Source organism: Mucilaginibacter sp. P4_C11 (assembly GCF_056402115.1).
Genome location: NZ_JBFUIA010000007.1, coordinates 54,122 through 79,252, shown reverse-complemented (window position 1 = coordinate 79,252; position 25,131 = coordinate 54,122). Strand labels below are relative to the sequence as shown.

26 protein-coding genes are annotated in these 25,131 nt (G+C 42.2%); 19 read left to right on the top strand and 7 right to left on the bottom strand.

What is annotated here, in order from left to right; all coding sequences use genetic code 11:
• The first annotated feature begins 7 nt into the window (after window positions 1–7).
• From AC1DU2_RS08385 to AC1DU2_RS08325, 13 genes are all read left to right on the top strand, one after another.
• The gene (locus tag AC1DU2_RS08385) at window positions 8–1,132 is read left to right on the top strand and encodes a TIGR03364 family FAD-dependent oxidoreductase (protein ID WP_477359927.1); all 1,125 of its coding nucleotides are present in this window, start codon (window positions 8–10) and stop codon (window positions 1,130–1,132) included.
• Between the two features lie 57 nt (window positions 1,133–1,189).
• On the top strand, window positions 1,190–3,727 hold the full coding sequence (locus AC1DU2_RS08380) for a phosphocholine-specific phospholipase C (protein ID WP_477383706.1): 2,538 nt from the start codon (window positions 1,190–1,192) through the stop codon (window positions 3,725–3,727).
• Window positions 3,728–3,906: 179 nt separating this feature from the next.
• Window positions 3,907–4,497, top strand: a complete 591-nt coding sequence (locus AC1DU2_RS08375) for an RNA polymerase sigma-70 factor (RefSeq protein WP_477359931.1) — start codon at window positions 3,907–3,909, stop codon at window positions 4,495–4,497.
• Window positions 4,498–4,634: 137 nt separating this feature from the next.
• A complete protein-coding gene (locus tag AC1DU2_RS08370; RefSeq protein ID WP_477383705.1) occupies window positions 4,635–6,350 on the top strand; it encodes a hypothetical protein in 1,716 nt (571 codons plus the stop codon).
• A 345-nt stretch (window positions 6,351–6,695) separates the two neighbouring features.
• Window positions 6,696–7,412: a 5-oxoprolinase subunit PxpB gene (gene pxpB / locus AC1DU2_RS08365; protein ID WP_477383704.1), complete on the top strand. Its 717-nt coding sequence runs from the start codon at window positions 6,696–6,698 to the stop codon at window positions 7,410–7,412.
• Window positions 7,413–7,417: 5 nt separating this feature from the next.
• A complete protein-coding gene (locus tag AC1DU2_RS08360; protein WP_477383703.1) occupies window positions 7,418–8,434 on the top strand; it encodes a 5-oxoprolinase subunit C family protein in 1,017 nt (338 codons plus the stop codon).
• Between the two features lie 9 nt (window positions 8,435–8,443).
• Window positions 8,444–9,205 carry a 5-oxoprolinase subunit PxpA gene (gene pxpA, locus AC1DU2_RS08355; RefSeq protein ID WP_477383702.1) on the top strand — a complete coding sequence of 254 codons (762 nt, stop codon included), beginning with the start codon at window positions 8,444–8,446 and terminating at the stop codon, window positions 9,203–9,205.
• Window positions 9,206–10,387, top strand: coding sequence for an NRAMP family divalent metal transporter (locus AC1DU2_RS08350; RefSeq protein WP_477383701.1), 1,182 nt, complete (start codon window positions 9,206–9,208; stop codon window positions 10,385–10,387).
• A gap of 226 nt (window positions 10,388–10,613) precedes the next feature.
• Window positions 10,614–10,994, top strand: a complete 381-nt coding sequence (locus AC1DU2_RS08345; RefSeq protein ID WP_477383700.1) for a hypothetical protein — start codon at window positions 10,614–10,616, stop codon at window positions 10,992–10,994.
• Window positions 10,995–11,297: 303 nt separating this feature from the next.
• Window positions 11,298–11,483, top strand: coding sequence for a type II toxin-antitoxin system HicA family toxin (locus AC1DU2_RS08340; protein ID WP_477383699.1), 186 nt, complete (start codon window positions 11,298–11,300; stop codon window positions 11,481–11,483).
• A gap of 7 nt (window positions 11,484–11,490) precedes the next feature.
• Window positions 11,491–11,880, top strand: coding sequence for a hypothetical protein (locus tag AC1DU2_RS08335; RefSeq protein WP_477383698.1), 390 nt, complete (start codon window positions 11,491–11,493; stop codon window positions 11,878–11,880).
• Between the two features lie 246 nt (window positions 11,881–12,126).
• The gene (locus AC1DU2_RS08330; protein WP_477383697.1) at window positions 12,127–12,621 is read left to right on the top strand and encodes an ORF6N domain-containing protein; all 495 of its coding nucleotides are present in this window, start codon (window positions 12,127–12,129) and stop codon (window positions 12,619–12,621) included.
• 204 nt (window positions 12,622–12,825) lie between these two features.
• Window positions 12,826–13,458: a hypothetical protein gene (locus tag AC1DU2_RS08325; protein WP_477383696.1), complete on the top strand. Its 633-nt coding sequence runs from the start codon at window positions 12,826–12,828 to the stop codon at window positions 13,456–13,458.
• Window positions 13,459–13,603: 145 nt separating this feature from the next.
• Here the strand turns inward: AC1DU2_RS08325 and AC1DU2_RS08320 are convergent, their stop codons facing one another.
• From AC1DU2_RS08320 to AC1DU2_RS08310, 3 genes are all read right to left on the bottom strand, one after another.
• Window positions 13,604–13,771, bottom strand: coding sequence for a hypothetical protein (locus AC1DU2_RS08320; protein WP_477383695.1), 168 nt, complete (start codon window positions 13,769–13,771; stop codon window positions 13,604–13,606).
• 40 nt (window positions 13,772–13,811) lie between these two features.
• Window positions 13,812–14,255, bottom strand: coding sequence for a DUF6934 family protein (locus AC1DU2_RS08315; RefSeq protein WP_477383694.1), 444 nt, complete (start codon window positions 14,253–14,255; stop codon window positions 13,812–13,814).
• A gap of 201 nt (window positions 14,256–14,456) precedes the next feature.
• Window positions 14,457–14,912, bottom strand: coding sequence for an SMI1/KNR4 family protein (locus AC1DU2_RS08310; RefSeq protein WP_477383693.1), 456 nt, complete (start codon window positions 14,910–14,912; stop codon window positions 14,457–14,459).
• A gap of 364 nt (window positions 14,913–15,276) precedes the next feature.
• Between AC1DU2_RS08310 and AC1DU2_RS08305 the strand changes: the two genes are divergently transcribed.
• Window positions 15,277–16,047 carry a DUF2310 family Zn-ribbon-containing protein gene (locus tag AC1DU2_RS08305; protein ID WP_477383692.1) on the top strand — a complete coding sequence of 257 codons (771 nt, stop codon included), beginning with the start codon at window positions 15,277–15,279 and terminating at the stop codon, window positions 16,045–16,047.
• Between the two features lie 675 nt (window positions 16,048–16,722).
• Here the strand turns inward: AC1DU2_RS08305 and AC1DU2_RS08300 are convergent.
• The 4 genes from AC1DU2_RS08300 to AC1DU2_RS08285 form a co-directional block, all read right to left on the bottom strand.
• On the bottom strand, window positions 16,723–16,851 hold the full coding sequence (locus tag AC1DU2_RS08300) for a hypothetical protein (protein WP_477383691.1): 129 nt from the start codon (window positions 16,849–16,851) through the stop codon (window positions 16,723–16,725).
• A 315-nt stretch (window positions 16,852–17,166) separates the two neighbouring features.
• Complete coding sequence (locus tag AC1DU2_RS08295) at window positions 17,167–18,042, bottom strand: reverse transcriptase family protein (protein ID WP_477383690.1); 876 nt, start codon at window positions 18,040–18,042, stop codon at window positions 17,167–17,169.
• A complete protein-coding gene (locus AC1DU2_RS08290; protein ID WP_477383689.1) occupies window positions 18,023–18,313 on the bottom strand; it encodes a helix-turn-helix domain-containing protein in 291 nt (96 codons plus the stop codon). The genes AC1DU2_RS08295 and AC1DU2_RS08290 overlap by 20 nt, the downstream gene beginning before the upstream one ends.
• 69 nt (window positions 18,314–18,382) lie before the next feature.
• Window positions 18,383–18,601, bottom strand: coding sequence for a hypothetical protein (locus AC1DU2_RS08285; RefSeq protein WP_477383688.1), 219 nt, complete (start codon window positions 18,599–18,601; stop codon window positions 18,383–18,385).
• A 911-nt stretch (window positions 18,602–19,512) separates the two neighbouring features.
• Here AC1DU2_RS08285 and AC1DU2_RS08280 point away from each other — a divergent pair.
• The 5 genes from AC1DU2_RS08280 (at window position 19,513) to AC1DU2_RS08260 (ending at window position 25,062) form a co-directional block, all read left to right on the top strand.
• The gene (locus AC1DU2_RS08280; RefSeq protein ID WP_477383687.1) at window positions 19,513–19,959 is read left to right on the top strand and encodes a DUF6934 family protein; all 447 of its coding nucleotides are present in this window, start codon (window positions 19,513–19,515) and stop codon (window positions 19,957–19,959) included.
• A gap of 20 nt (window positions 19,960–19,979) precedes the next feature.
• Window positions 19,980–20,138 carry a hypothetical protein gene (locus AC1DU2_RS08275; protein ID WP_477383686.1) on the top strand — a complete coding sequence of 53 codons (159 nt, stop codon included), beginning with the start codon at window positions 19,980–19,982 and terminating at the stop codon, window positions 20,136–20,138.
• Window positions 20,139–20,290: 152 nt separating this feature from the next.
• Entirely contained in the window at window positions 20,291–20,776 is a 486-nt protein-coding gene (locus tag AC1DU2_RS08270; RefSeq protein ID WP_477383685.1) for a hypothetical protein, read from the top strand.
• A 366-nt stretch (window positions 20,777–21,142) separates the two neighbouring features.
• A complete protein-coding gene (locus AC1DU2_RS08265) occupies window positions 21,143–23,854 on the top strand; it encodes a M1 family metallopeptidase (protein WP_477383684.1) in 2,712 nt (903 codons plus the stop codon).
• A 212-nt stretch (window positions 23,855–24,066) separates the two neighbouring features.
• Window positions 24,067–25,062, top strand: a complete 996-nt coding sequence (locus tag AC1DU2_RS08260) for a PDDEXK nuclease domain-containing protein (protein WP_477383683.1) — start codon at window positions 24,067–24,069, stop codon at window positions 25,060–25,062.
• Window positions 25,063–25,131 lie beyond the last annotated feature (69 nt).

Below are 25,131 nucleotides of genomic sequence, written 5' to 3'. Positions count from 1 at the left end.
TGAACCAATGAACAAAAATGCAATAGTAATAGGCGCGGGCATAGTTGGCCTGGCTACTTCGCGGGCACTGGCTTTGCGTGGGTATAAAGTAACTGTATTTGAACGTAATGAGCGCGCGGTTGGTGCATCTATCCGCAATTTTGGGATGATATGGCCCATAGGGCAGGCTACCGGCCCTATGTATGAGCGGGCCATGCTATCGCGCAGCATTTGGAAAACTATTTGCACCGAGGCTAAAATATGGCATGATGAAGTTGGCTCCCTGCACCTGGCTTACCATGATGATGAGCTACAGGTGATACGGGAATACGTAGAAGCCAACCAGGCCCATCGTGATTGCGCATTGATTAGCCCTGGCGAGGCATTTGTAAAATCGCCGGCCATTAATACCAATGGTTTAAAAGGCGCGTTATGGAGCGGCGAAGAAATGATCATCGAATCGCGCGAGGCTGTTGGGCAGGTGGCGGCATACCTGGCCGATAAATATGGCGTTGAATTCCATTGGAATACCGCTATCAGCCGTATTGAGCATCCAAGAGTATATTCGGGAAAAAGTACCTGGGAGGCCGACGAAATTTACGTTTGCAGTGGTGCCGATTTTGAAACGCTTTACCCCGAATTATTTGCTCAAACAGCTATTACCAAATGCAAGCTGCAAATGATGCGGCTGGTGAGCCAGCCTGATGGCTGGCGCATTGGGCCATCGCTTTGTGGTGGGCTATCTATGATCCATTATCCAGGTTTCCAGGTTGCTGCTTCGTTGCCAGCTTTGCGCGCGCGTTACCAGGAACAATATGCTACACATCTGAAATGGGGCATCCATGTAATGGCTTCCCAAAACGGCAGTGGCGAACTAACCATCGGCGATTCGCACGAATATGGCCTGGTACATGACCCATTTGATAAGGCGTTTATTAATGAAATGATAACAGGTTACTTACATACCTTTGCTAATTTTAAGGACTGGCAATTGCTGCAATCATGGCATGGAATACTGCCGAAAATGACCAATGGTGCAACCGAACTTATTGTTGATGTGGAGCCGGGCGTAACTATAATTAATGGCCTTGGCGGCAACGGGATGACCCTTTCATTAGGGCTATGCGAGCAGGTGATAGCAGCCAAATCATAGTTTTCTTAAAAAGCTTTCACGTATAACGTAACAAATATAACTTATAACCTAATAATTATGCTCGATTCAAGACGGGATTTTCTTAAAAAAGCGGCTTTGCTAACCGGGGCAGCCGGATTAACAAGCCTTTTGCCCGAATCTATTCAAAAGGCTATGGCCATTAACCCTGAGCCGGGCAGTACATATCTTGATGCCGAACACATCGTGATCCTGATGCAGGAAAACCGCTCGTTCGATCATACTTACGGTACGCTTAAAGGTGTACGTGGCTACAATGATCCAAGAGCTATTGATTTGCCTAATAACAACAAGGTTTGGCTGCAATCAAACCATAAAGGCGAAACTTATGCGCCGTTTCACCTTGATATTAAAAATACAAAAGCCACGTGGATGAGTTCGTTGCCGCATTCCTGGGCCAACCAGGTAAATGCCCGCAACGATGGTAAGTTTGATCAATGGCTGAATGTTAAACGCAACAGTATCAAAGAATATTCGGACATGCCATTAACCATGGGTTTCCACAATCGTGAGGATATTCCTTTTTACTATGCCCTTGCAGATGCTTTTACCGTTTGCGACCAGAATTTTTGTTCGGCCTTAACGGGTACCAATCCCAACAGGCTTTTCTTTTTTACGGGCACCATCCGCGCCGAGCAGCATGAAAATTCCCTGGCGCACGTTTGGAATGATGATATGGATTATGGCACGCTGAACTGGGGCACGTTCCCTGAGCGTTTGGAAGATCATGACATCTCCTGGAAACATTACCAAAACGAGATTGCCATAGATACTGGTTTGGTTGGCGAGGAAGATCCCTGGTTATCCAACTTCCAGGATAACCCGCTGGAATTTTTTGGGCAGTACAATATTAAATTGTATGAAAGGCACATCACCCATCTGCAAAAGCAATCGACAGATTTACCAGGGGAGATAGATGCGATTGAAAAGCAAATTGCTGCGCTACCAGTGGGCGATGCACATATCGATCACCTTAAGAAACAACTTAAACAAAAGCGCCGGGACCTGGAGAGTGTTAAGAAGGACATGGCCAGCCTTAATCCGGGTAAGTTTGCCACATTATCGCAACGCGAAAAAAACCTTCACGAGAAAGGTTTTGTAACCAATACCAACGATGAGCATTACCGTACACTAAGCCCGTTAAAATATAATGATAATGGAACCGAGCGCGAGGTACTGGTGCCTAAGGGCGATGTATTACACCAGTTTAGGGAAGATGTAAAAGGCGGCCATTTGCCCACTGTTTCGTGGTTATCGGCACCCGAACATTTTTCTGATCATCCCAGCTCGGCCTGGTATGGTGCCTGGTATGTATCCGAAGTGATGGATATATTAACACAAAACCCCGAGGTTTGGAAAAAGACTATTTTTGTTTTGGCTTACGATGAAAATGATGGCTATTTTGACCACGTACCGCCGTTTACAGCCCCGCATCCGCATAAAGCAGGAAAAGGAAAGGTATCGGAAGGGATTGATACCAGCGTTGAGTTTGTAACCTACGAACAGGAAAAAGCAAGAAAAAACTTTCCCGAAGTTTTTGATCGCGAAAGCCCTATCGGCCTTGGCTTCCGTGTGCCATTAGTTATCGCATCACCCTGGAGCAGGGGAGGCTGGGTAAATTCGGAGGTTTTTGACCATACATCAACCCTGCAGTTTTTAGAAAAATTCCTGAGTCATAAAACCGGTAAAAAGGTTGTTGAACCCAACATAAGCAACTGGCGCCGCACGGTTTGTGGCGATCTTTCAACCACGTTCCGTCCGTACAATGGCGAAACCATTCCCAATCCTGAATTTGTAGCCAGGGAGGTGTTTTTAGAAGGCATCCATAAAGCGCAATTTAAAAAACTGCCAAATGATTATAAGTTGCTGACTGCCGAAGAGATAGCGCTGATTAACAAAACTCCGCAGGCGTCGCCTTACATGCCGCAGCAGGAAAAAGGTATTAAACCATCATCGGCCCTGCCATACCAGTTATATGCTGATGGAAAATTGAGTGCCGACAAAAAATCATTCGGGATAAAATTTAATGCGAGCAAACAGTTGTTTGGCGATAAAGCTTTGGGTTCGCCGTTCAATGTGTATGCGCCCGGCAAATATGCCAGTTTTAAAGATCCGCAAAAAATGGAGCCTTTGCGTACCTGGGCATACGCGCTAACCGCTGGCGATAACCTTGCAGATATTTGGCCTTTACACGAATTTGAAAATGGCGAGTACCATCTGCGTGTGTACGGACCAAATGGTTTCTATCGCGAATACAAAGGCAACGCGGCCGATCCGCTGCTGGATGTGGCCTGCGATTATCAGCAAGCCAACATCGCATTGAAAATAGCCAATTTAAGCCACGATGTGGCCTACAGTGTGCAGGTAACCGACCATGGTTATAAAACCAATAACCATAAAGTTGTAGTAAATAAAAAAGGTCAAAATGTGTTAGTGCTTGATCTGTCCAAAAGCCACGGATGGTATGATTTCAGCGTAAAAGTAACCGGGTCGCACGCTTTCGAAAAAAGATATGCCGGCCGGGTAGAAACCGGTAAACATAGCTTTAGCGATCCATTGATGGGTAAAATGGTTTAAAACTTTCATTTGTACGTTTATTTTTAGCCCGGTAACTTTGTTAAGTTGCCGGGTTTTTTGTTAGCGGGTAACTCAATTTTGGCTACTGCGAAATTGCCTGAAACAAAAAAGAATTTTTTATTTAAAAATAATCTTGTAATTATGCCTATCCAATTCAGAAACCGTTTTACAGTCCATTTATGCTTCCAGGCGAGGAATATCAAATGTGGCCCGATGGTAAATTGTTAGATTTACTAAGGCTGGATGACCGTGAGGCATTTGAATTGCTGTACAAAAGATATTCGGCCAAGCTATTCCACGCCGCTTACAACCTTTTTCGCGATCGCGATGTTTGCGAAGACCTGGTTCAGGAGTTGTTTATTGCACTATGGACAAAACGCCACCAGCTTAACATCACCTCGCTCGAATCGTACCTGAAGGTGGCTATTCGTCACCGGGTTATCTACTACATCCGTACCAAAAAGGCCACGCTTGATTTGGAAGTTGTGGAAGAACTGATAGAAAAATATACAGCAGACAGTAAGCTGTTACAGAGCGACATCAGCCAGCTGCTGGAAAACAATGTGGCCCTGCTACCCGAAAAATGCCGCCAGATTTTTACGCTAAGCCGTAAAGAATACCTCTCCAATAAAGAGATAGCCTCGCGACTAAATATCTCCATAAAAACTGTCGAAAACCAAATAACCATAGCCCTACGCTTTCTGCGCACAGGCTTAACAGATTACCTGCCATCAGTTATTGCCCTGTTAATGGTGTATATGATGCAATAGGGATTATTCATCCGACCGTATTTAAAAACTATTATTTAAATTTGTTAGTACCGATAGCAGCCCGGCTTGTTATCGGTCTCCAGTTACAAACTTTACCGGTTACCTGTTTATAATTCACGTCTGTTAAAAAAACTACAATGAAAAAGGTATCGCTTTTTTTTGTGTTCCCTGCTATTTTAACAGGGATCTGCTTGCTTGCGTTCAAGCTGCATAATTCACCCGGCAAAAAAATTATAAAAAAGAGCTACCCGGTTACCTGTGGATCATTTGCTGCTGAGAACATTGATACCGCAGCCAGTGGAAAATATATAATAAAACTGCCTGGATGGGGCGATTATAGCTACGCCATATCAACCCATAATGATAGCGCCCAGTTTTACTTTAACCAGGGCTTAACTATGTATTATAGCTACCATATGAAAGAGGCGTTGGCATCATTTAAAGAAGCTGCCCGGTTTGATCCGGCTTCGCCGATGACTTATTGGGGGCAGGCTTTAACTATGGGGCCTTACTATAATGCGGTTCATCTTTATAAAGTGCCGCAGGGCCTGACTGACGTTTTAAAGCAGTTAAATACAACCGCCGGTAACGCGTCTGAGAAAGAAAAAGCGCTTATCAAAGTCATGAATTTAAGATATCCATTGGTGAAAAATCAAACAACGCATGATGAAAACGCTTATGCGCAAGGCATGCGGAAACTGGTATCTGCATATCCCACAGATGTGGATATGAAAATGCTGTACATAGATGCGATGATGCTGATACACCCCTGGGATTTTTGGACCCCTGATGGACTGGCAAAAGAATGGACGCCCGAACTGGTGGATTTATGCAAAGGCGTATTAAAAGTAAAACCTAATAACCCGGCCGCTTTGCATTATTATATTCACCTCACAGAAGCATCCCAAAATCCCGAAGTGGCGATTGCCAATGCCGAGGCTTTAAAGCGGATTTTTCCGGCGGTAGCGCATATGGTGCATATGGCCAGCCACGTTTATCAACGCAATGGATTATATTTTCAGGGAGTTGATGCCAACGAAAAGTCGGCTAAAAGTTCGGCGTTGTATGCCTCGATGGTGAAAAATATGCCCCTGGCAAAGTCTGTTCCGCATGTTTACGCCGTCGAGACGTATTGCGCCTTTAGCGGGGGGATGTATGAAAAGGCCATGGAAGTTGCCCAGCGTTGCCGTAACAGCATTAAACCGACCGTAGCAGATAGTTATACCCAATATTTGTACATGATGCCGGTACTTACAATGGTACGCCTGGGTAAATGGAACGAGATATTGAATAATAATAACCCACCGGCTGCGGGTTGGACCTACGCGCAAATACTCCATAGCTTTGCAAAGGGGTTGGCTTTTATTTACACAGGCAAGCCCGATTCGGCAAACAGGCAGCTCCAGTTGATACGCGATAATATTAACGCCCCGGCTTTAAAAATAAGAGACATCCCTTTTAATACACCATTTGAAGGCGCCACTATAGCCGAAAATATATTGGAAGGTGCGATTTTATTAACACAGAATAAATACGAAAGTGGTATAGCCAGCCTTAATAAAGCTATAGTGGTGGAAGATCGCATGATTTACTCCGAGCCCGCCCAATGGCCTATTCCTGCCCGGCAATTTTTGGGTGCATATCTTTTAAAAAACGATGATAATATAAGGGCCGAAGAAGTTTACCGGGTAGACCTGGTGCGCAATCCTGGCAATGGCTGGTCGTTATTGGGGTTGTACCAAAGTATTAAAGCGCAAAATCACAAGCAAAACCTGGCCGAATATAAAGCTGGTTTCCTCAGGTCGTTTTCGCATGCGGATGTTGTGCCAACGGGTTCGGTTTTTATGAATTAGGATCCACCATAACTCCATTTGAGCTGGTTTTTTTGGAAAAAATAAAAGTCCCTAAGCGCTCGCCGCCGGGACTTTAAACCTAAACCTTATCACAAAGAGGCCGACAGGATGTCAGCCCCAAGTAAGACCAGCAAATTGCAAAATTTCTATCGTAATTCCAAATCCGAAAGGTGAAATTCTCTTTCTGTGTTCAATTTGTTTAGACTGCTGCAGCACTGCGAAATTAAGATGGCCTTGTATCGTCGTTTATAAAATTCAGGGAATTGCGGCGTATAATTGCAACTGTAAGCGGTATTACCGAAATTTATCCAAATAAAGCTCAGTTGTTTTATAATTAAATACACCATGCCCAACGGAGCCTTTAAAATTTATTACTTAAGTGAAGTAGCCGTTACGGTTGAGTTTGGGCAACAAATTGCCGAAAATTTGTTAAACAGGGTTAATGGCTTAAACCGATTGCTGTATCAAAAACCATTTCCCGGTTTTAACACAACGGTGCCGGCTTATGCTACTTTAACCGTTTTTTACGACCCTGTTTTGGTTATCAAATCTGATTTACCGGGGATCGGCTGCTTTGAAAAAGTATCGGCTTACCTGAACGATTTAAACCTTCAAATGACAACGACCAAGCCAGCCGAAGGGGATATAGTGACTATCGAAGTATGTTACGGTGGCACGTTTGGCTCTGATTTAGCCGAGGTAGCCACTTTTAACAGCTTAACTATCAACGATGTAATTAAGCTGCACAGTGCCGCCTCCTATAAAGTTTATATGATAGGTTTTGTACCAGGTTTTGCTTATTTAGGTGGAATCGATGAACAATTGACAACACCGCGACGGGCAACACCCCGGCCGTTGGTGCCAGCCGGGGCGGTTGGCATAGCCGGGCAGCAAACGGGGGTATACCCACTGGACACCCCTGGCGGCTGGCAAATCATCGGTCAAACACCTTTGAAATTGTTTGACCTGGACCGCAGTCAGCCATCATTATTAAAGCCTGGGGATACGGTTATCTTTAAGCCTATCGATGAAAAAGAGTTTAACAGATTAGCAGCCAGGTGATTATTATGCAGATCAAAGTATTAAAACCCGGCTTAATGAGCACCATACAGGATATGGGGCGTCACCAATATCTCTCGCAGGCGGTACCTGTATCAGGCGCTCTGGACCTGTTATCGGCACGTATTGCCAACAAGGCTGTGGGAAACGGCGATAATGCCGCGGTAATTGAATTTACCTATGCTGATGCAGAATTTATTGCCGAAACCGACCTGCTGATTGCTTATGTTGGAGATGGCGCGATTTTTCAATCTGGCGAACAAGTATTACCGTCGGAGCGCCCTCTGTTTATCCCATCGGGGGCCACCATAAAATTGATAAATAACCCGGCCGGCAGCCGCACCTGCCTGGCCGTTGCAGGGGGCTGGGATGTGCCCGAAATTTTGGGAAGCAAAAGTACCTGCCTGGTAGCCGGGTTTGGTGGGTTGGAAGGCCGGTTGTTAAAACGTGGTGATGTGCTCATAAATGAACAAAATTTAACTAATAATGCACAACAAATCGTGCAAAATCTGAAACAAAAAGTACAAAAAAATGCAATAAAACATACAGTCGCTTATCCCCGGTGGAGCATTCCCCGGCAAGTGTATTTACCGGCCGATTGCAAAACGATAAGGGTGGTACCGGGGAACGAATTTGGCTGGTTTAATGGGCGGAGTATCGCCGGATTTTTGTCGGCACCGTACATCATCGGCCGGCAAAGTAACCGCATGGGGTATCATTTGGAAGGGGCGGTTTTAGCGCGTATCAAAAAGGACGAATTATTGAGTACCGCCGTAACGCCGGGCACCATACAGGTTACCGGGGGCGGCAGCATGGTGCTTTTAATGGCCGATTGCCAAACAACCGGGGGCTACCCACGCATAGCACAGGTAGCGGCGGTGGATATGCCCTTATGCGCCCAGCTTAAACCAGGCGACTCCATTTTTTTTAAAGAGATAAGCCGGCGTGAAGCAGAAATGCTGTATATTGAACGTGAACAACAATTGCGACAGCTAACCGTTGCTGTGCAATGCAAATTTTTATAAAATAATACCATGCAAAGCATAGACCTGAACTGCGATATGGGTGAGGCATTTGGCAACTACCCCATGCCTAATGATGATACCCTGATGGACTACATCACATCGGCCAATATAGCCTGCGGGTTTCACGCGGGCGACCCCGAAGTAATGCAGCATACTGTTGGCATGGCGGTGAAAAAAGGCGTGGCCATTGGCGCGCACCCCGGCCTGCCCGATTTGCAGGGCTTTGGCAGGCGCGAAATGAAAATATCGGCAAATGAAGCCTACCAGATGACCCTGTACCAGGTTGGCGCCCTATCGGGCTTTGTTAAAGCTGCTTACGGCAAGCTTCATCACGTAAAGGCACATGGGGCATTGTACAATATGGCGGCTAAGGATGTTAATTTGGCTAAGGCTATTGCCGAGGCCGTGCACGATTTTGATTCCTCATTGATATTATACGGGCTGGCCAATAGCGAAATGATCACCTGGGCGAAAAAACTGGGTTTGACAACCGCATCCGAAGTATTTGCCGACCGTACTTACCAGGACGACGGCTCGCTTACCCCGCGTACCCAGAGCAACGCGCTGATTACCGACGAGCAGCAATCTATCAGCCAGGTGCTGATGATGGTTAAGCAACAGCAAGTGATATCGGCCAATAATAAAACCATCAGCCTTAAAGCCGAAACGCTATGTCTGCACGGCGATGGCGCGCATGCCGTTGAATTTGCTAAAAAGATAAACGAGAAACTGAAAGCCGAAGGCATAAGCATTAAAGCACCGGCGCAATAAATGAAAAAACAGCGCAATTGGAGTGTTTTGATGGGCGCCGCCTTCCTGATGGCATCATCGGCTATCGGGCCGGGGTTTTTAACACAAACCGCTGTATTTACCGCGCAGCTGGGCGCCAGCTTTGGTTTTGTGCTATTGCTTTCGGTGGTACTGGATGCTATTGCCCAATTAAACATCTGGCGCATTATTACCGTTGCCGGTAAACCTGCACAAGATATTGCCAACCAGCTTTTGCCCGGCTTGGGTTATTTTATTTCGTTGCTGGTGTTTTTGGGTGGTATGGCGTTCAATATAGGCAATATTGCGGGGGCGGGGTTGGGCCTCAATGTGCTGTTTGGGGTAAGTGTTGGGCAGGGGGCAGTCATGAGCGCCATTGTAGCCATCGGTATATTTATATATAAAGAATCGGGTAAGGCGATGGATTTGTTTGCCAAATGCATGGGTTGCCTTAAAATAGCGCTGGCCTTATACGTTGCCTACATCAGCAACCCGCCACTGGCCCAGGCGGCCATAAGGGCGGTAAATCCCACGCAGTTTAGCTTTACCGCGGTACTAACTATTGTTGGCGGTACTGTTGGCGGCTACATTACCTTTGCCGGGGCACACCGCCTGCTTGATGCAAAAATCACCGGTCAGCAAAATTTGCCGGTGGTTAACCGGGGGGCCTTAAGCGCCATTGGGTTGGCATCGCTGATGCGGTTGTTGTTGTTTATAGCTGCTTTGGGGGTCATAACTGCCGGCGGCAAGCTCGACCCGACCAATCCGGCGGCCTCTATATTTCAACTGGCTGCGGGGCAGGTTGGTTATAAGCTGTTTGGGGTTATCATCTGGGCGGCCGGGATCTCTTCGGTAGTGGGCTCGGCGTATACTTCGGTTTCGTTTATCAGGAGTTTTAGTCCGCTGATATTGAAATGGAACCGCGAGATTATTATTAGCTTCATTGTGATCTCCTGCTGTATATTTTTGGCGATAGGCAAGCCGGTGAAAATACTATTGATAGTAGGAGCCATCAACGGTTTTATATTGCCCGTTGCCCTGGGCGTAATGCTGGTTGYGGCTTACCGGTCAAAAATCATCGCAACATACAAGCAACCTTTATGGCTTACCATTTTAGGCGTGCTGGTAGTTGGCACCATGACCTGGATGAGCATTGGGGCGATAGGGCAGATGTTGGGGTGGTGAGTGGTGAGTGGTGAGTAAGTGAGTGAATGGTCAGAGTCAGATTTTTTTGACTTTCTACTGGAGACTTTCGACTTAAGACTCAAACGGATGATTATGCTGATAGTCTCCGGCTATCGAATGATAAGGTATAGGTCGGGAATTGCTAAATATGAATATAATAAACTATCGGGAACTGAAGGAAATCCGATAGATGCGTGGGCATTATCCTAAATTAAAATAGGTAATTATGAGGAAAATAATATTATTACAGCTGTTTTTATTGGTAAGTTGTTCGATTTATAAAAAAGATGTACCGATTATGGCGTTACATCAAGTTAGATTTTCAATATCGCCATATATCGCAAAAAAGGAAGGTAAATATTATCTCATTTACCAGGTAGATACTACAGGAGAGAAAATTTTAAACAGATTAGTCATAAGAGAAAAAACGGTAAATAATAAATTCTATTATTTTTTTATTGGGAAATCAAGCTTTAGGGAGTACAATAATATGGTCATAAGACCCTTTAAACCAGATGCCTATAATATTTCTTTAATTGATAAAGATTTATGTTTTTGGTTAAACCCAGATAATTCTGAAGTCAAGTTAAAAATCATATCTGAATAGAAGTGATTTGAACTTTCGGTTGACAATATTTAACACATTTAACTCCGCTATCCGATTCTCCGACTTCGGATGACTATGCCAATAGTCTATGACTATTGAATGATAAGGTGATGGATGGGCAATTGCTCAAATGAACCAATAAATATATTGGCAAAGGCGGTAATAATCCTGTAGTCAGAGAAACAGGCGTTGTGGTTCGACGTCGGAGAAATCGAACAGCAGGGGTAACAAAAACGATACTTTTCACTTGCAAAAAAAGTATCTTTTTTGTTACTTTTGTTTAAGCAAAACAAACCTGAACTATTGAAGTCGAACGAACTATTAGCAAAACTAAAAAAAGCCGGCTGGTACGAAGTTAGGCAAACCGGCAGCCATAAAATACCCGCCCATACCGATTTTATTTACACCATCACATTTCCTTATCATGGTAGTAAAGAAATGAAAACCGGCACCGCAAACAGTATTTTAAAGCAAGCCGGACTTAAATAGAGTAAAAATGAAAAAATTTGATTTTAAAGTAGAGAAAACGAGTGATGGGTACACTGCTTTTCATGAAATGACAGACGGCAGCATAATATACACCGACGGGGATACGCTGACAGAATTGAAGACCAATATATTAGATGCATTAAACCTTACGCTCGATTATAAAAAGAAAAAAACAGTCGACGAAAGCCGCATCAATTTAGTTATCGATCTGGCAAGTTTTTTTGAGTATTACAAAGTGATCAACACCACACAATTGGCCAGCCGGTTAAAAATAAACCGGTCGTTATTAACGCAGTATATCACTGGTGTAAAAAAGCCTTCGCCTTTGCAAACGCAAAGAATATTAAATGGTGTTAAGAGCCTCGGTAGAGAATTATCGGCCATAGAATTTTCGTGACCTATTGGTTGTGATTTGCTGTCAATCTTTAAACAACTGATATTTGGTACACCGCCCGCTGTCCGCAGTCTCTTCGAACAACGGGAGAACACGGCCTTGCTTAGCCAAAATTTGCTAATGACTAAATCAATCGACGACTTGATGTCGCAATTTGCGACTTCAAGTAATAACTACAATTAATAATTATAAAACGTAAAAATCAGCTCTATTATGCCGGAGAAATTAATCATACCTGACGAAATTATAATGAACAAGATCTTTTATATCAGGGATCAAAAGGTTATGCTTGATAGTGATTTAGCGGAATTGTATGGTGTTGAAACAAGACGATTGAATGAGCAGGTCGCCAGGAATATTGATAGGTTTCCCGAAGATTTTATGTTTAGGTTAAGCGACAAAGAATTTGAAAGTTTGATGTCGCAAATTGCGACATCAAAACGGGGAGGCAGGAGGAAACTGCCGTATGTTTTTACAGAGCATGGTGTGTTAATGCTTTCCAGCGTATTAAACAGCAAACAAGCTATTCAAGTTAATATACAAGTGATGCGAATATTTACACGCATCCGCCAAATGTTTATGGATAATACCGAGTTGCGCCTCGAAATAGAAAAAATAAAAACCAAACTTGATAACCACGACAAGAATATGGAAGTTGTATTCCGATACCTGGACGAGCTGTTAGAGAAAAAAGAAGAACCAAAACCACGCAAAAGAATAGGGTATAAATCGGATGATCTGTAACTGTTAAAAGCGAAGTGGGCGTCATTTCTTATTCACCACTATAACGATTTGGCCCAACGCCGGGCAAAAGTAAAGGATATATCCGCCGTCCGATTCTCCGACTTCGGATGACCATTCAGGTGAAATCTAAAGTACTTTTGTAACTTAGAATTTCAATTAAGCAATATGGTAGCCCAGCGCCCTTACATTATTTACAAATTACCAATGAGCAGAGTTACACAAGCACTCATCGGAGGAAAAATAGAAAAGGTTTGGAAAAATGTAGAACACTTCTTGACAACTTGTACTACTGCCGATATTGAAAACCCGCAAAGTATTTCTATGACTGGTTACACCGCAGATGAAGAACATGGTGAACAACCTGAATTGGCAGATGAGATATTAAAAAAAGTAAAGAAGGTTTTTGGGACGGGGAAAACTGAACCTATTGGTTATTTATATCCGGCAAATATACCTTCGAAACAAACTAAAACCGAATGGGAATTAACTAATAAGGATTTGTCACGAGTTTTGGATTATTTGATAAATGAACAACCTTTACCAAAATATAACCTTGGCCCAATTGAATTGATAATATCCTATGACTTTAAATTAACTGATCCACTTACAAAAAATGAACTGCCAAATCAACAGTATGTTTCGAGTTTTTTAATATGGCTCACAAGGAATAGTTGTGTTAGTGCAAGTTTGTGCTTCCCTTTTACCGAACCGAATCAAGAATTTTGGAATTATGTTAATAGCATTAGGCCATTCATCCCTTTTAAGTTTGACAGCAAGCATTTAAGGTTAGGGCGATCTAACAAACGAGGCACCTCCAATATGTTTTCAAAACTATAGCGATTCCTCCGCAGTCCGATTCTCCGACTTCGGATGACTATGCCGATAGTCTCCGACTATCGAATGATAAGGTGAAACTTGCGCTACAAAAAACGAGGTTGGCCTTTCTGAGCCAACCTCGTTTCTTTATCATTTTTATTGATGCTTATTTCTTTCTTAAATGATCTGGCAGGGGGTGCTTGCGTAAAAATTCTTTGGCTTTTGCAACTTGATCCAAAACAAAAGGATCATTGGCATGGCTCCTAACATCGTCGCTCACAATGGGCTTACCGTATCCTTTTTCTGTAACCGTTGTTTTTTTAACTGAAGGCATAATAATTCCTTTCCTTATTCTTATAATCAAATTTAATGCTTTATTTCCTTTTCACCAAAAACGCTTCATAATTTATATTCTGCCGAAACGGGTGCCAGTCGCCATCTTTATAACCATACACGTCAAAGTTTATGCTAAGTTCTTTCCAAAGACTTGAAATGCCCATTTGATAAAGCCTTGTTCTGGATGGGGTACTTCCTGTGGCGTAAATATAGTGATTGCCATATCTGTCGCTAAAATCATTAATGGTATTAGCTACCGTTGCAAGAATGAGGTCCCTGTCTTGATTATTAGTTATAGCCTTGTCGTCAATGGTACCGGTAATAGGATGATCATCTCCGAACGCTAAATTATAAGTGATAGGATCATCATGGATTTTTGAGTATACAACGGTTTTTTTAACCTCACCTTTAGGCCCCTCGCTGTAAAAGGAATAGTCATGGTAGTCGTTTGTTGCGAAATAAGGATAGCGTTCTAAATTCATTAATTAAATACTGTAATACAGGTAGCCCAAACTTAATAATTTCTGCTTTTATGCTGGTAGTATTTACCTTCTATTTTTGATGATCCGACTTACAGCGATGCGCCCTTTGCAGGTTGAAACAGGGCGTATACTTAGCATGCGGGCCACAAGCCGGGGACGCTTGCGGCAGCGAAGGGATGCTTGCTGTAGCCGAGTGGCACTCTAGTATTTATCTTGTATTCGTTTAGTAAGAAATTCTAAAAAATCGTCAGCATATTTAGTATGTTCTCCTGCAAACATTCGACATACTGGATATTCCCCATTATTATCAGCATGGTGTAAATCAAAATAAAAAAACTCCGCCCTGTCAGTTACTTGTATGAGTAATTGTGTCGGGTCAGTGATTTTATTTCTTCTATTTAGTTCATTTACATAAACAACATCACCTCCGATAACCTGATCAAAATCCATCTCATACACACTGAATATTTCTTCACCCAATATCTCACCGCCGCCATAACTTTTTAACCACCAAACATATGACGGCGCAAAATCGACAGTTAAACGCTCCTGCGCCTTATTAACCCAAAAATCAGATGTCCCATCACCAAAATCAGCGAAATTTACAAATTCTCTGTTTTTATCAATTAATTGAACTATTGACTCGTAACTTTCCATTTTCCGCTAAAATTAAACATTATTACTTCGATAGATTTTTTTTATTTCATTAGCTCGATGTTCCCAATACTTCCCCGATTTTAGCGCAGTCTTGTGTTGTGGACATTGAGCGATGGCGGACTTGTGACTTTCTTAGTCTGAAAGTTTTGCTTCTATGAAGTGTCTCGTCCAAAAAAAGTTCCGGATATCACAAGTCAGCCACCCACATCCAAACCCACAAGACTTGCGCCAAGGAGGGGGGAAGACTGTATTCGAAAAAGCCGGTTAGTATTCAAAAAACTTTTTAAGAGCCTTTAGATAAAAATTTGAAGGCTCTTTTCAGTTAGAATATTGTACTTTAGATTTTAAAACCTTTACCAAGTTAATGTACAAGCAAAAGATAGCGATAACCATAAATTCCGATGTTGATAAAGAGGAACTATTTGATGAATTTATGATTCTGATGGAAAGCCTTTGTCGAACAGGTCAAATTATGGGAGGGATTGAATCTCCTTACTTTACCGGGAACGAAATAATTTCCTACCAAACCACATTAGCGTTAAACTCGCTGGATACACAATATAATGATGAGTGGGTCAATCTTCGAATTAAAAATTTAGAGGCTGGATGTAATTCTAAATTGAATACCGAAGTTGTTGGACAACACATTCCATTTTATAAAGATATCTGTGCTTGCGATCATCGTGAGTCTTATATTCTTTTTACTACCTATTCAAATGAAAGTTCGCCTATTGATTGTGGTATTTGCGGGCGACCGGTTCCTATCTATCAAATAAAAGAGTTAACAGATAAAGATCGTACTGATATTGAATCCTGGGAAGGAGATTATGTATCCTGTGATAGCCTTAATATGGGTTGTAACGTTGGAGAAAAATGGGCAATAAAACAAATGTCCGACGCTAAATCTCAGCTTTCGCAATTCGGCCGGGATATTTGTAATAGAATATCAAAAACAACAGGAGTGCCAACTTATTATTACCTTTTCAATTATCGGAATATTTCAGCCCTGAGAGATAAATCAAGAAAATGTCCATCGTGTAACGGAGAGTGGTTCCAGGGTAAGAAGTGGCTGGATTTCTACGATTTTAAATGTGAAAAATGCCAATTAGTTAGCACATTAACAAGTAGGAGTTAACTATCCCCGGCATTGGCACAAAATAAACTCCGCTAACCGAAGTCGGAGACTTCTGTTATGCCAATTCGAAGTCCGGAGGAATCGAACAGCGGGGTTTTATTCTTGTTGACCTCAACTTGCCACCAAGCGCATTTTGCGGGTTGAAACAGGGCGTATACTTAGCATGCGGGCCACAAGCCGGGGACGCTTGCGGCAGCGGGGGGTGAACCGTGAATAAAAAAGTTGATTAATCTATCAACGGTTTTTTAATAATTCAGGTATTCTGTAAACCCCAATTTTAGCGCAAGTCTTGTGCGTTTGGATGTGGGTGGCTGACTTGTGATATGGGGAACTTTTTTAGGACGAGACACTTCATAGAGGCAAAACTTTCAGACTAAGAAAGTCACAAGTCCGCCATCGCTCAATGTCCACAACACAAGACTTGCGCCAAGGAGGGGATACAAGCAATTTCGAATGTTCGGCTTCTGGTCGTTGTTTTTACCACATCAGACCGAAGTTTATGTATTGAAGCGATCCCTTATTTCCCAACAGTCAATGGTCTTTTTCAGAAAACAAGATCATTTAAGAAGATGGTGCGGTGAAAATACCGATCATAAGCTGAATAATAAAGCCCCTCTTTTTCATAAGGGGCAGTCAAAGGATTTCAATAAATTTCATAGACCAATTTTGATAAGACTATTTCTTTTTCGTCTGTGCCAAATCTGATGCAGCAACGCTTTTCTCTGCTTTAGTTGATTTAGAATTACTTAAAATTTTGGAAGCAATTGATGCTACCTTTTTAGATGTTTGTTTTGAATTCGGCATTTTATAATATGTAGTTGTTTTGTCTACATTATAAATTTACTAATTTTTTTAGCTATTTATTTATTTACTTTTTAACAATAGCCAGAGTTGTTAACACTTAACACTTTTCACTTTAACAATAGGACTTACACACAGTCACTGTTATCAATGCGAAAGAGTCATTTTCTTAACTTCTTGCACTTTATTAGTGTTGTCACAAACAAATTTCGGCATGCACACGGCTTTAGCTTCTCACTAAATACTTTCTTAATCGATTAACTTTGGCTTGTTGGCTACAACACCAACAAGGGCGGAAAGTAAATGAACTTTTAAGCCTTAGGATCTGGCCCTATTTTTACCTGTATTTGTCTTCCTTATATTATTGAGATAAATCGAATACGGCTTACGATCTGTATTCATGGAGACTTCTGCCTCAGCTTTTTCAATGATTCTCTTTGGCGCGTCAATTCGGTCTTTAAAAACATCAATGCCGGTTATATTTTGTTCTCGTCTATAGCTTGTTTTTCTATAGCTAATTTTGAAGGTATTGGCTTCCCCCTTAACTATATTAAGAATTCTCTGATGTAAATGCTTGAAGCTTTTTGTCGAAGAAAAAGTCAAATCATCAACAAACCTGGTATAGGTGATCTTGTGTTTGCTGCAAAGGCCAATCAGTTTCAGGTCTGTCTCCATGAATACAAGATTGGCAATGTGGCCGCTTGTAGGCGTACCTTGAGGCAGTTCATATTTCAATGTAGTCAATTTAGTTAGATAGTGCGAAATATGGGTGGAAAAACCAAGCCCTATGAAAGTACGATAAACCTGATCTGACGTTACGTTAGGATAAAATGCTTGTAAATCTGTAGTAAATACGAAATCATTGCCTTGATGTGCTTTGGCATTAGTAATGTTACTTTTTGTTTTTACTCCACCATGCACCTGTTCAGGCAATTTTATTGGTGTAATGATTTTATCTTTTATCCTTTTTTGAATTGCTTTCAGTTCACGAAGTGAAGCACGGATTGTCCTGGATTTTATCGTTCCATCCATGTAAGTTTTTGGAATACCTGTTTCTTTGTTCTCTTTTATCTCGATCCACTCCCTATAATAAATGTCAAGTTCGTTCAGCGTTTTTAATATACGTTGAGGAGTGAAGCCGATAGAGGCTCCAAGCTTTTTCAGTTCGTTAACTTTATATTTCGAAGCATTCATTGATAAGATTCTTTACCGATGGTGCTATCAGTTCAAAGTCTTTACGCTTGGCGGCCTGGACATCATCTTCATTCAACGATAAGAAAAATAAAATAGGCAATGGAACATCAAGTCCTTCGCTTATGTTTTTTAGCGTTGACAAATTAGGCTCTTTTGAGTTGTTTTCGATCTGCGAAAGGTAAGTTTGAGTAATACCACAAACAGCAGCAAACTCATCTTGGGTTTGACCTTTCTGTTTTCTGATCTTTTTAATTATGCTTCCTAAATCCATTTTGAGTAGTTAAAAAAATTTAAGGAGTGCTCGGATCTAATTTCGACATTGGCATTTCAAAGGGTGTTTTCAAACGAAGTATATAATCAGCAAGGTGGTTATTTTCTCAAGCTCTGCTTGAATTTGTTTATTTGTCTTACCTTTTTTCCGTTTAAGAATCCTAAGTCTTTCCAACACCTCAGTTAGGACATCTCTGTCACCATCCGAAGGAGAACACTGGTTCTGGGTGATAGCTTCAACAAGTTGAATAACGCTATCAATGTTTTGATTTTGTTTTAACCTACTCATATTATTACATTTTTATTTGACACTATTGTCTGCTTTTTCAATAATGTCAAATATGAGTGGTTGGTACGTTTTCACTGAATGCGTAGTTTGTGTTCTCACTACACTCACTTAAAATTCTGCTTAAATAAAAACTAAGCTAACATCTACGGATAAAGATTCAATCGGTCAACGACAGGGCGCATCACGATCGAATTCAGCATCTGCAAAATTACCCGTTAGGGTTGCCTTTTCAGACTTTCAATTGGACTCCATTCAGAGATTGGTATCAAAACATGTTTCAAAGAACTATGTCCAAAGATATATAATATTACTGTCAGTTAATAAATAAAAATCTAAAAAATTTTAATATGTTAATAATCAATGAGTTAGTTTTATGATGGATCGAAGCCAATAACTTCCCAAAGCTGGCGTACCCGTGCTGCGTGTGCCCCGTATGCAAATCACAATCTCATTGTAAAGCCGCAACCCCACAATTTCCCCACCTTCGCGTTAGGGATATTAGCGGATACCGGCCTCGCGCCTAATGCCTTGTGCGCGTATGCGTTTAGCCCGGCCCGCTTCTACCAGCGGGAACGCCCTGGTTAGATAGGAGATATTAGATTTGAGACTTAAAACAAGAGGTGAAAGGTAAAAGGTTAAAGGCGAAGGGTAAAAATTCTTCGATGTCCGATTCTCGGATTTCGAACCAATATGCCTATATTCTGCGGCTGTAGAATGATAAGGTTATAGATCGGCAATTGCTAAACGAACACAATAAAACAATCGTGCAAAGCCGGTAATAATCCTGTAGTTAAGAAACTATAAGCATAATGGCTCGTGCCGGAAAATGCAACAGTGGTGTAGTATTTATCAAGTTAAGTTGACCGATAGTTATTCTTACTATTTATTTATAGATTTGGTATTCTTTAATTATGAACCTGCCTAAATACGATTACACACCTAACGATAACTTTACCAATTATGAGTTTTATAGCGACGGCCCTAACGGAAAGATCAGAAAAATGATCATTTTTAGTGAAGCTGTGTCAAAGCCTTTTTTGATTTACAATCTTGCATTTGGAGATGTTAATGAACAAACCGGTGATATTGATGATGCTATAACAAGTAATAACCAGGATAGAGATAAGGTTTTGGCCACCGTTGCCAGTTCGATTCATGATTTTTGCGATATCAACGGGAATCACCTCATTTACGCAGAAGGTAGCAGTGCATCAAGGACACGGCTTTACCAAATGGGTATCACCAGAAATCTGGAGGAAATTAACAAGGAATTTGAAATTAAAGGATTGGGGCCTAATGGGTGGGAGCAATTTCAAAAAAATGTTAACTATAAAGCATTCTTGGCAAACAGAAAATAAAAATTTATATTTGTGTAGATATGGCACGAAATACACATTACATAGCTGAAAAAAACACGTCGAACGCTGAAAATGCTAAAGTTAAAGATTACAGCAATTCGCCGAATGTGATAAAAAAGACAGAACAGGCGCGTGAAACACTTGCGAAGTTCCCTGTACCGGAAAAATATGCAAAATAATTAAAACTAAAATAATTTTGAAAGCTGGCTTGCCGGCTTTTTTTATGCAATAAAAAGCACTGCGCTGTGAAAGTTGCAGAATTAGTCAGCGGCCTAAACCGCGACGGTTCGACTCCGGCGCTGGGTACTATTTATGGCAATAACAAATTTTTATGAAACTGCTAATTGACAATATCGAAATAGAATTCAATCAATTTGTTGGTCATCAAACCAATTATCCGCGGAATGAATGGTTTACATCAATCGAAATAGACAAGTCAAAACACCAAATCACTTTCAGTGAAGAAATATTCAGAGATGATAGTGGTGAAGAGACTACTATAAATTGGGAGTTTATAAAATTGGTGGTAAAGGAATTTAAAGAGCATGTCGAAAGTTTAATACTCCAATCTACTAAAGTCCTCATATCTCTACACCAGCAAATTTTCGGGAACGAATATCACGAAAGAGGGGGTTATTTTGATTTTGACGGGATGGAAATAATTAGGTATGATAGTTACAAATACCTCCCAAACAGTTTTAATTATCGGATAGAATTAGGATTTTTTCTTGAATCATATCAAAGTTTTGATATGGATTCGCTGTCGTATTCTTCAATATTTGAAAGAAATCAAATAAATACATTCACTACGGTGTGAACCGTGAATAAAAAAGCTCTCCGAAGCTGGTGCACGCGTGTCGCGTGTGCCCCGCATGCAAATCACGATGCTTTAATAAACCCCCAATCCCACAATTCCCCCACCTCCGCGTTAGGGATATTAGCGGATACCGGCCTCGCGCCTAATGCCATGTGCGCGTATGCGTTTAGCCCGGCCCGCTTCTACCAGCGGGAACGCCCGGTTTAGATATGAGATATTAGATTTGAGATATGAGACAAGAGGTGAAAGATAAAAGGTTAAAGGCGAAAGGTAAAAATTCTTCGCTGTCCGATTCTCCGAGTTTGAACCATTATGCCTATATTCTGCGACTGTTGAATGACAAATCTGTAGATCGGCAATTGCTAAATGAATACAATAAAACTATTGGGCAAAAGCGATAATAATCCTGTAGCCGGAGAAACGGGCATTGTGGTTAGAAGTCTGGAGAGTTGGACAGCGGGGGGCTTTCGACTCAACACTCAGAACCCAAAACTCAAAACAACCGACCATATGAAATTATGTAAACTGATACTGTTTTTGTTGAGCTTAAATGTTGTGGTATATGCACAGCAGCGGGTTAAACCTGTACCTGTTGAAACGGGGGTATCGTACGGGTTGGCGCAGTACAGGCATTCGGTAATCAGTAATGTGGAATATGAGCTGTCGTTTTTGGTGCCGTTGAAACGGGCTGATGATATTGCCGGTGTGGCGCATATCGCATTTAATTTAAAAAACACCGGCCAGCCGCTGCAAATTGATTTTAAGCAGGATGCGCAGCATATTAAAAATGTGCGGTTGGCCCAGGGGCCGGTAATCCCTTTTGAGGCGAAGGACGAGCATATCATTATAGCCACTAAATATTTAAAGGCCGGGCATAATGATATCACGATTGATTTTGTGGCCGGTAATGGATCGTTAAACCGTAACGACGATTATTTGTACGCCCTATTTGTGCCCGACCGCGCCCGTACCGTTTTCCCCTGTTTTGATCAGCCGGATTTGAAAGCTACTTTTAAATTAAGCCTGAGGGTGCCCAAGGAATGGAAAGCGTTGGCCAATGGCAGCGTAAAGGATGTAACTGATGAGGGCGACTTTAAGCATTATGTTTTTAATACCAGCGACAAATTGCCCACCTACCTGTTCTCTTTCACCGCAGGGGCGTATGCTGATGTAAAACAGATGATAGGCGGGCGCAATGCCGAATTTTTGCACAGGGAAACAGATTCAACCCAGATCAGGTTAAGTGTCGATTCTATTTTTAAAGCCCACCGGGATGCCATCAGCTTTTTAGAAAACTGGACGGGGATACCTTACCCTTTTCAGAAAGTGGGCTTTGTGGCCATACCCGATTTCCAGTTCGGCGGCATGGAGCACCCGGGCGAGGTGCAGTACAAGGCCTCGGGCTTGTTTTTGGATGAAGGGGCTACCAAAGATCAGTTCATCGCCCGGTCTAATTTAATTTCGCACGAGACGGCGCATATGTGGTTTGGCGATATGGTGACCATGGAGTGGTTTAATGATGTGTGGATGAAGGAGGTGTTTGCCAACTTTATGGCCGATAAGGTGACCGAAAAACTAATGGGCGCCGAAACTTTTAACCTTAAATTTTTGCAGGATCATTACCCGGCAGCTTACGGAATTGACCGCACCATGGGCGCCAATCCAATTAGGCAGCAGCTGGATAATTTGCAGGATGCGGGCTCGCTTTACGGCAATATCATTTACCACAAAGCCCCCATTATGATGCGTCAGCTGGAAAGCCTGATGGGGAAGGCCAATTTTCAGAAAGGTATCCGCGAATACCTGAAAAAATATGCTTACGGCAATGCTACCTGGCCCCAACTGATTGCTATCCTGAGCAAATACAGTACGGCCAACCTGTACACCTGGAACAAGGTTTGGGTAAGCCAGCCCGGCAGGCCGGTGTTTGATTATAAAGTGAGTTACAGCGATGGTAAAATCCGCACTTTTAACATCAGCCAGCATCCCGAAGTTGGCGCGCCGCGCATATGGCCGCAGGTATTTAATATCACGTTGGTGTATCGTGCTTACAGCAAAACCATCCCGGTGAATATGAACGCGCGGCAAATTGTACTAAAGGCAGCTGCGGGATTGGCGAAGCCGCTATTCATTTTATTTAATGCGGATGGCATGGGCTATGGATTGTTTCCGGCGGATAAGGCGATGACGGCCAGTCTGTTTAATTTAGAAAGCCCGCTGCAACGGGCTTCGGCCTATATTAACGGGTACGAGAATATGCTGGCCGGGCGTGCTTTTAAACCGGCCGAACTATTAAAGCTTTACCTGCATGGCATCAGTATCGAAAAAAATGAAATGAACCTGCGCCTGCTCACGGGCTATATTACCAGCATATACTGGACCTTCACGTTGCCAAAAGACCGGCTGATTTTAAGCACGGAGCTGGAGCACACCCTATGGCAGGCCATGGAACAGCAAACAGCGCCGAATAACAAGAAAATACTGTTTGGCGCTTACCAAAACACCTGTTTAAGTGCCGAAGCAAAAAGCCGTATTTACCAGGTATGGCTAACCCAAAAACCGCCCGCCGGTGTTAAACTGGCCGAGGATGATTATACCGGCATGGCGCTTTCCATAGCCCTGAAAAGCGATACTGTTACTTCGGTACTAAAACAACAGCAAGCCCGGATAAACAACCCCGAACGCAAAAACAGGCTGGCTTTCCTGATGCCCGCCCTCTCGTTAAACGCGCAGGAACGCGATGCCTTTTTCAACAGCCTGGCCGAGCGTAAAAACAGGGCGAAAGAGGCCTGGGTTACCACAGGTTTAAGTTATTTAAATCACCCCTTAAGGCAAAGCACATCCATCAAATACCTGCCCAAAAGTTTGGACCTGGTTGAAGAACTTCAGCGTACCGGCGATGTGTTCTTCCCCCAATCGTGGCTGGGCGCGGTATTTGGCAGTTATCAGACTAAAGAAGCTTGCCAAATTGTACGCGATTTTCTGGAACAGCATCCTGGTTATAATCCTAAGTTAAAGGATAAAATATTGCAGGCTACTGATAATTTGTATCGGGCGCAGGGGATATTGGAGCGTTGATTTTAAAGGAGGATTTAGGACTGTGCGATTCTCCGACTTTGGGGTGACTACATCTGATAAGGTTATGGTGGGATTAATAATACAGTTGTTAAAAACTACAGGCATAATGGTTCGAGTCGGATGCTTGGAACAGCAGCGGGGGGAGTATTCAGTTTTCTTTAATACATCCTCTATTTTTGTAGTTTTGCCATTGAACCATAATTCTTCATACGATGCTTATTAATCAATCTGTAATAGCCGACATACAGGCCATTATCCATGATGCTAAAGACAAGGCTATCAGATTGGTTGATCATGAGCGTACTTTAATGTATTGGCAAATAGGACAACGCATTTTTGAAGAAGAACAACAAGGGAAAGACCGGGCAGATTATGGCAATTACCTCACTAAATTTATTGCTGATCAATTAGAGCCGGAATACGGTAGTGGGTTCTCGAAAAGACAGATAGAATTATTTCGCCAGTTTTATCGCACATTTCCAATTGCGAACGCACTGCGTTCGCAATTGGGCTGGACGCATTATAAAATATTATTACGTATTGATAGTACTGACAAAAGAGACTTTTACATAGCAGAAGCAATAAAAAACAACTGGACAACCCGTCAATTAGAACGACAAATCCACAGTAGTTTATGGGAACGTCTCTTAATGAGCAACGACAGGGAAAGTGTATTGGCTGTAGCCCGAAGCGAAAAACAGCCTTCTGATGCGAAAGAAATAATCAAGGACCCAATGTATCTTGAGTTTTTAGGATTGCACCGGGAAGCATCCTATTACGAAAAAGATCTGGAGCAAGGGATCATTACACATTTGCACGATTTCTTATTAGAAATGGGCAACGGTTTTGCATTTGTTGCAAGGCAAAAGAGACTGCATATTGAAGGTGATGAATTTTTTATAGACCTTGTTTTTTATAATCGTCTCCTGCAATGCTTTGTAATTATAGAGATAAAGACCACAAAATTTAACCATCAGGATATTGGCCAATTACAGATGTACGTAAATTACTATGACAGATTCGAAAAGAAAGATTTTGAAAATCCAACCATCGGTATTTTACTATGTGCAGAAAAGAACAATGCCGTTGTGAAAATCTCTCTTCCAGAAGATAATAAAACCATCTTTGCAAGTGAGTACAGATTATATCTGCCTACAGAACAACAATTAATAGAAGAAGTTAAAAAGGAAATAGAAAAGAGAGGGTAATTATTGTCTTATCCTAAATTTACTGGTTCATGATTCACGAACCAGTAAATTTATGTTCCCGCGGGGTCT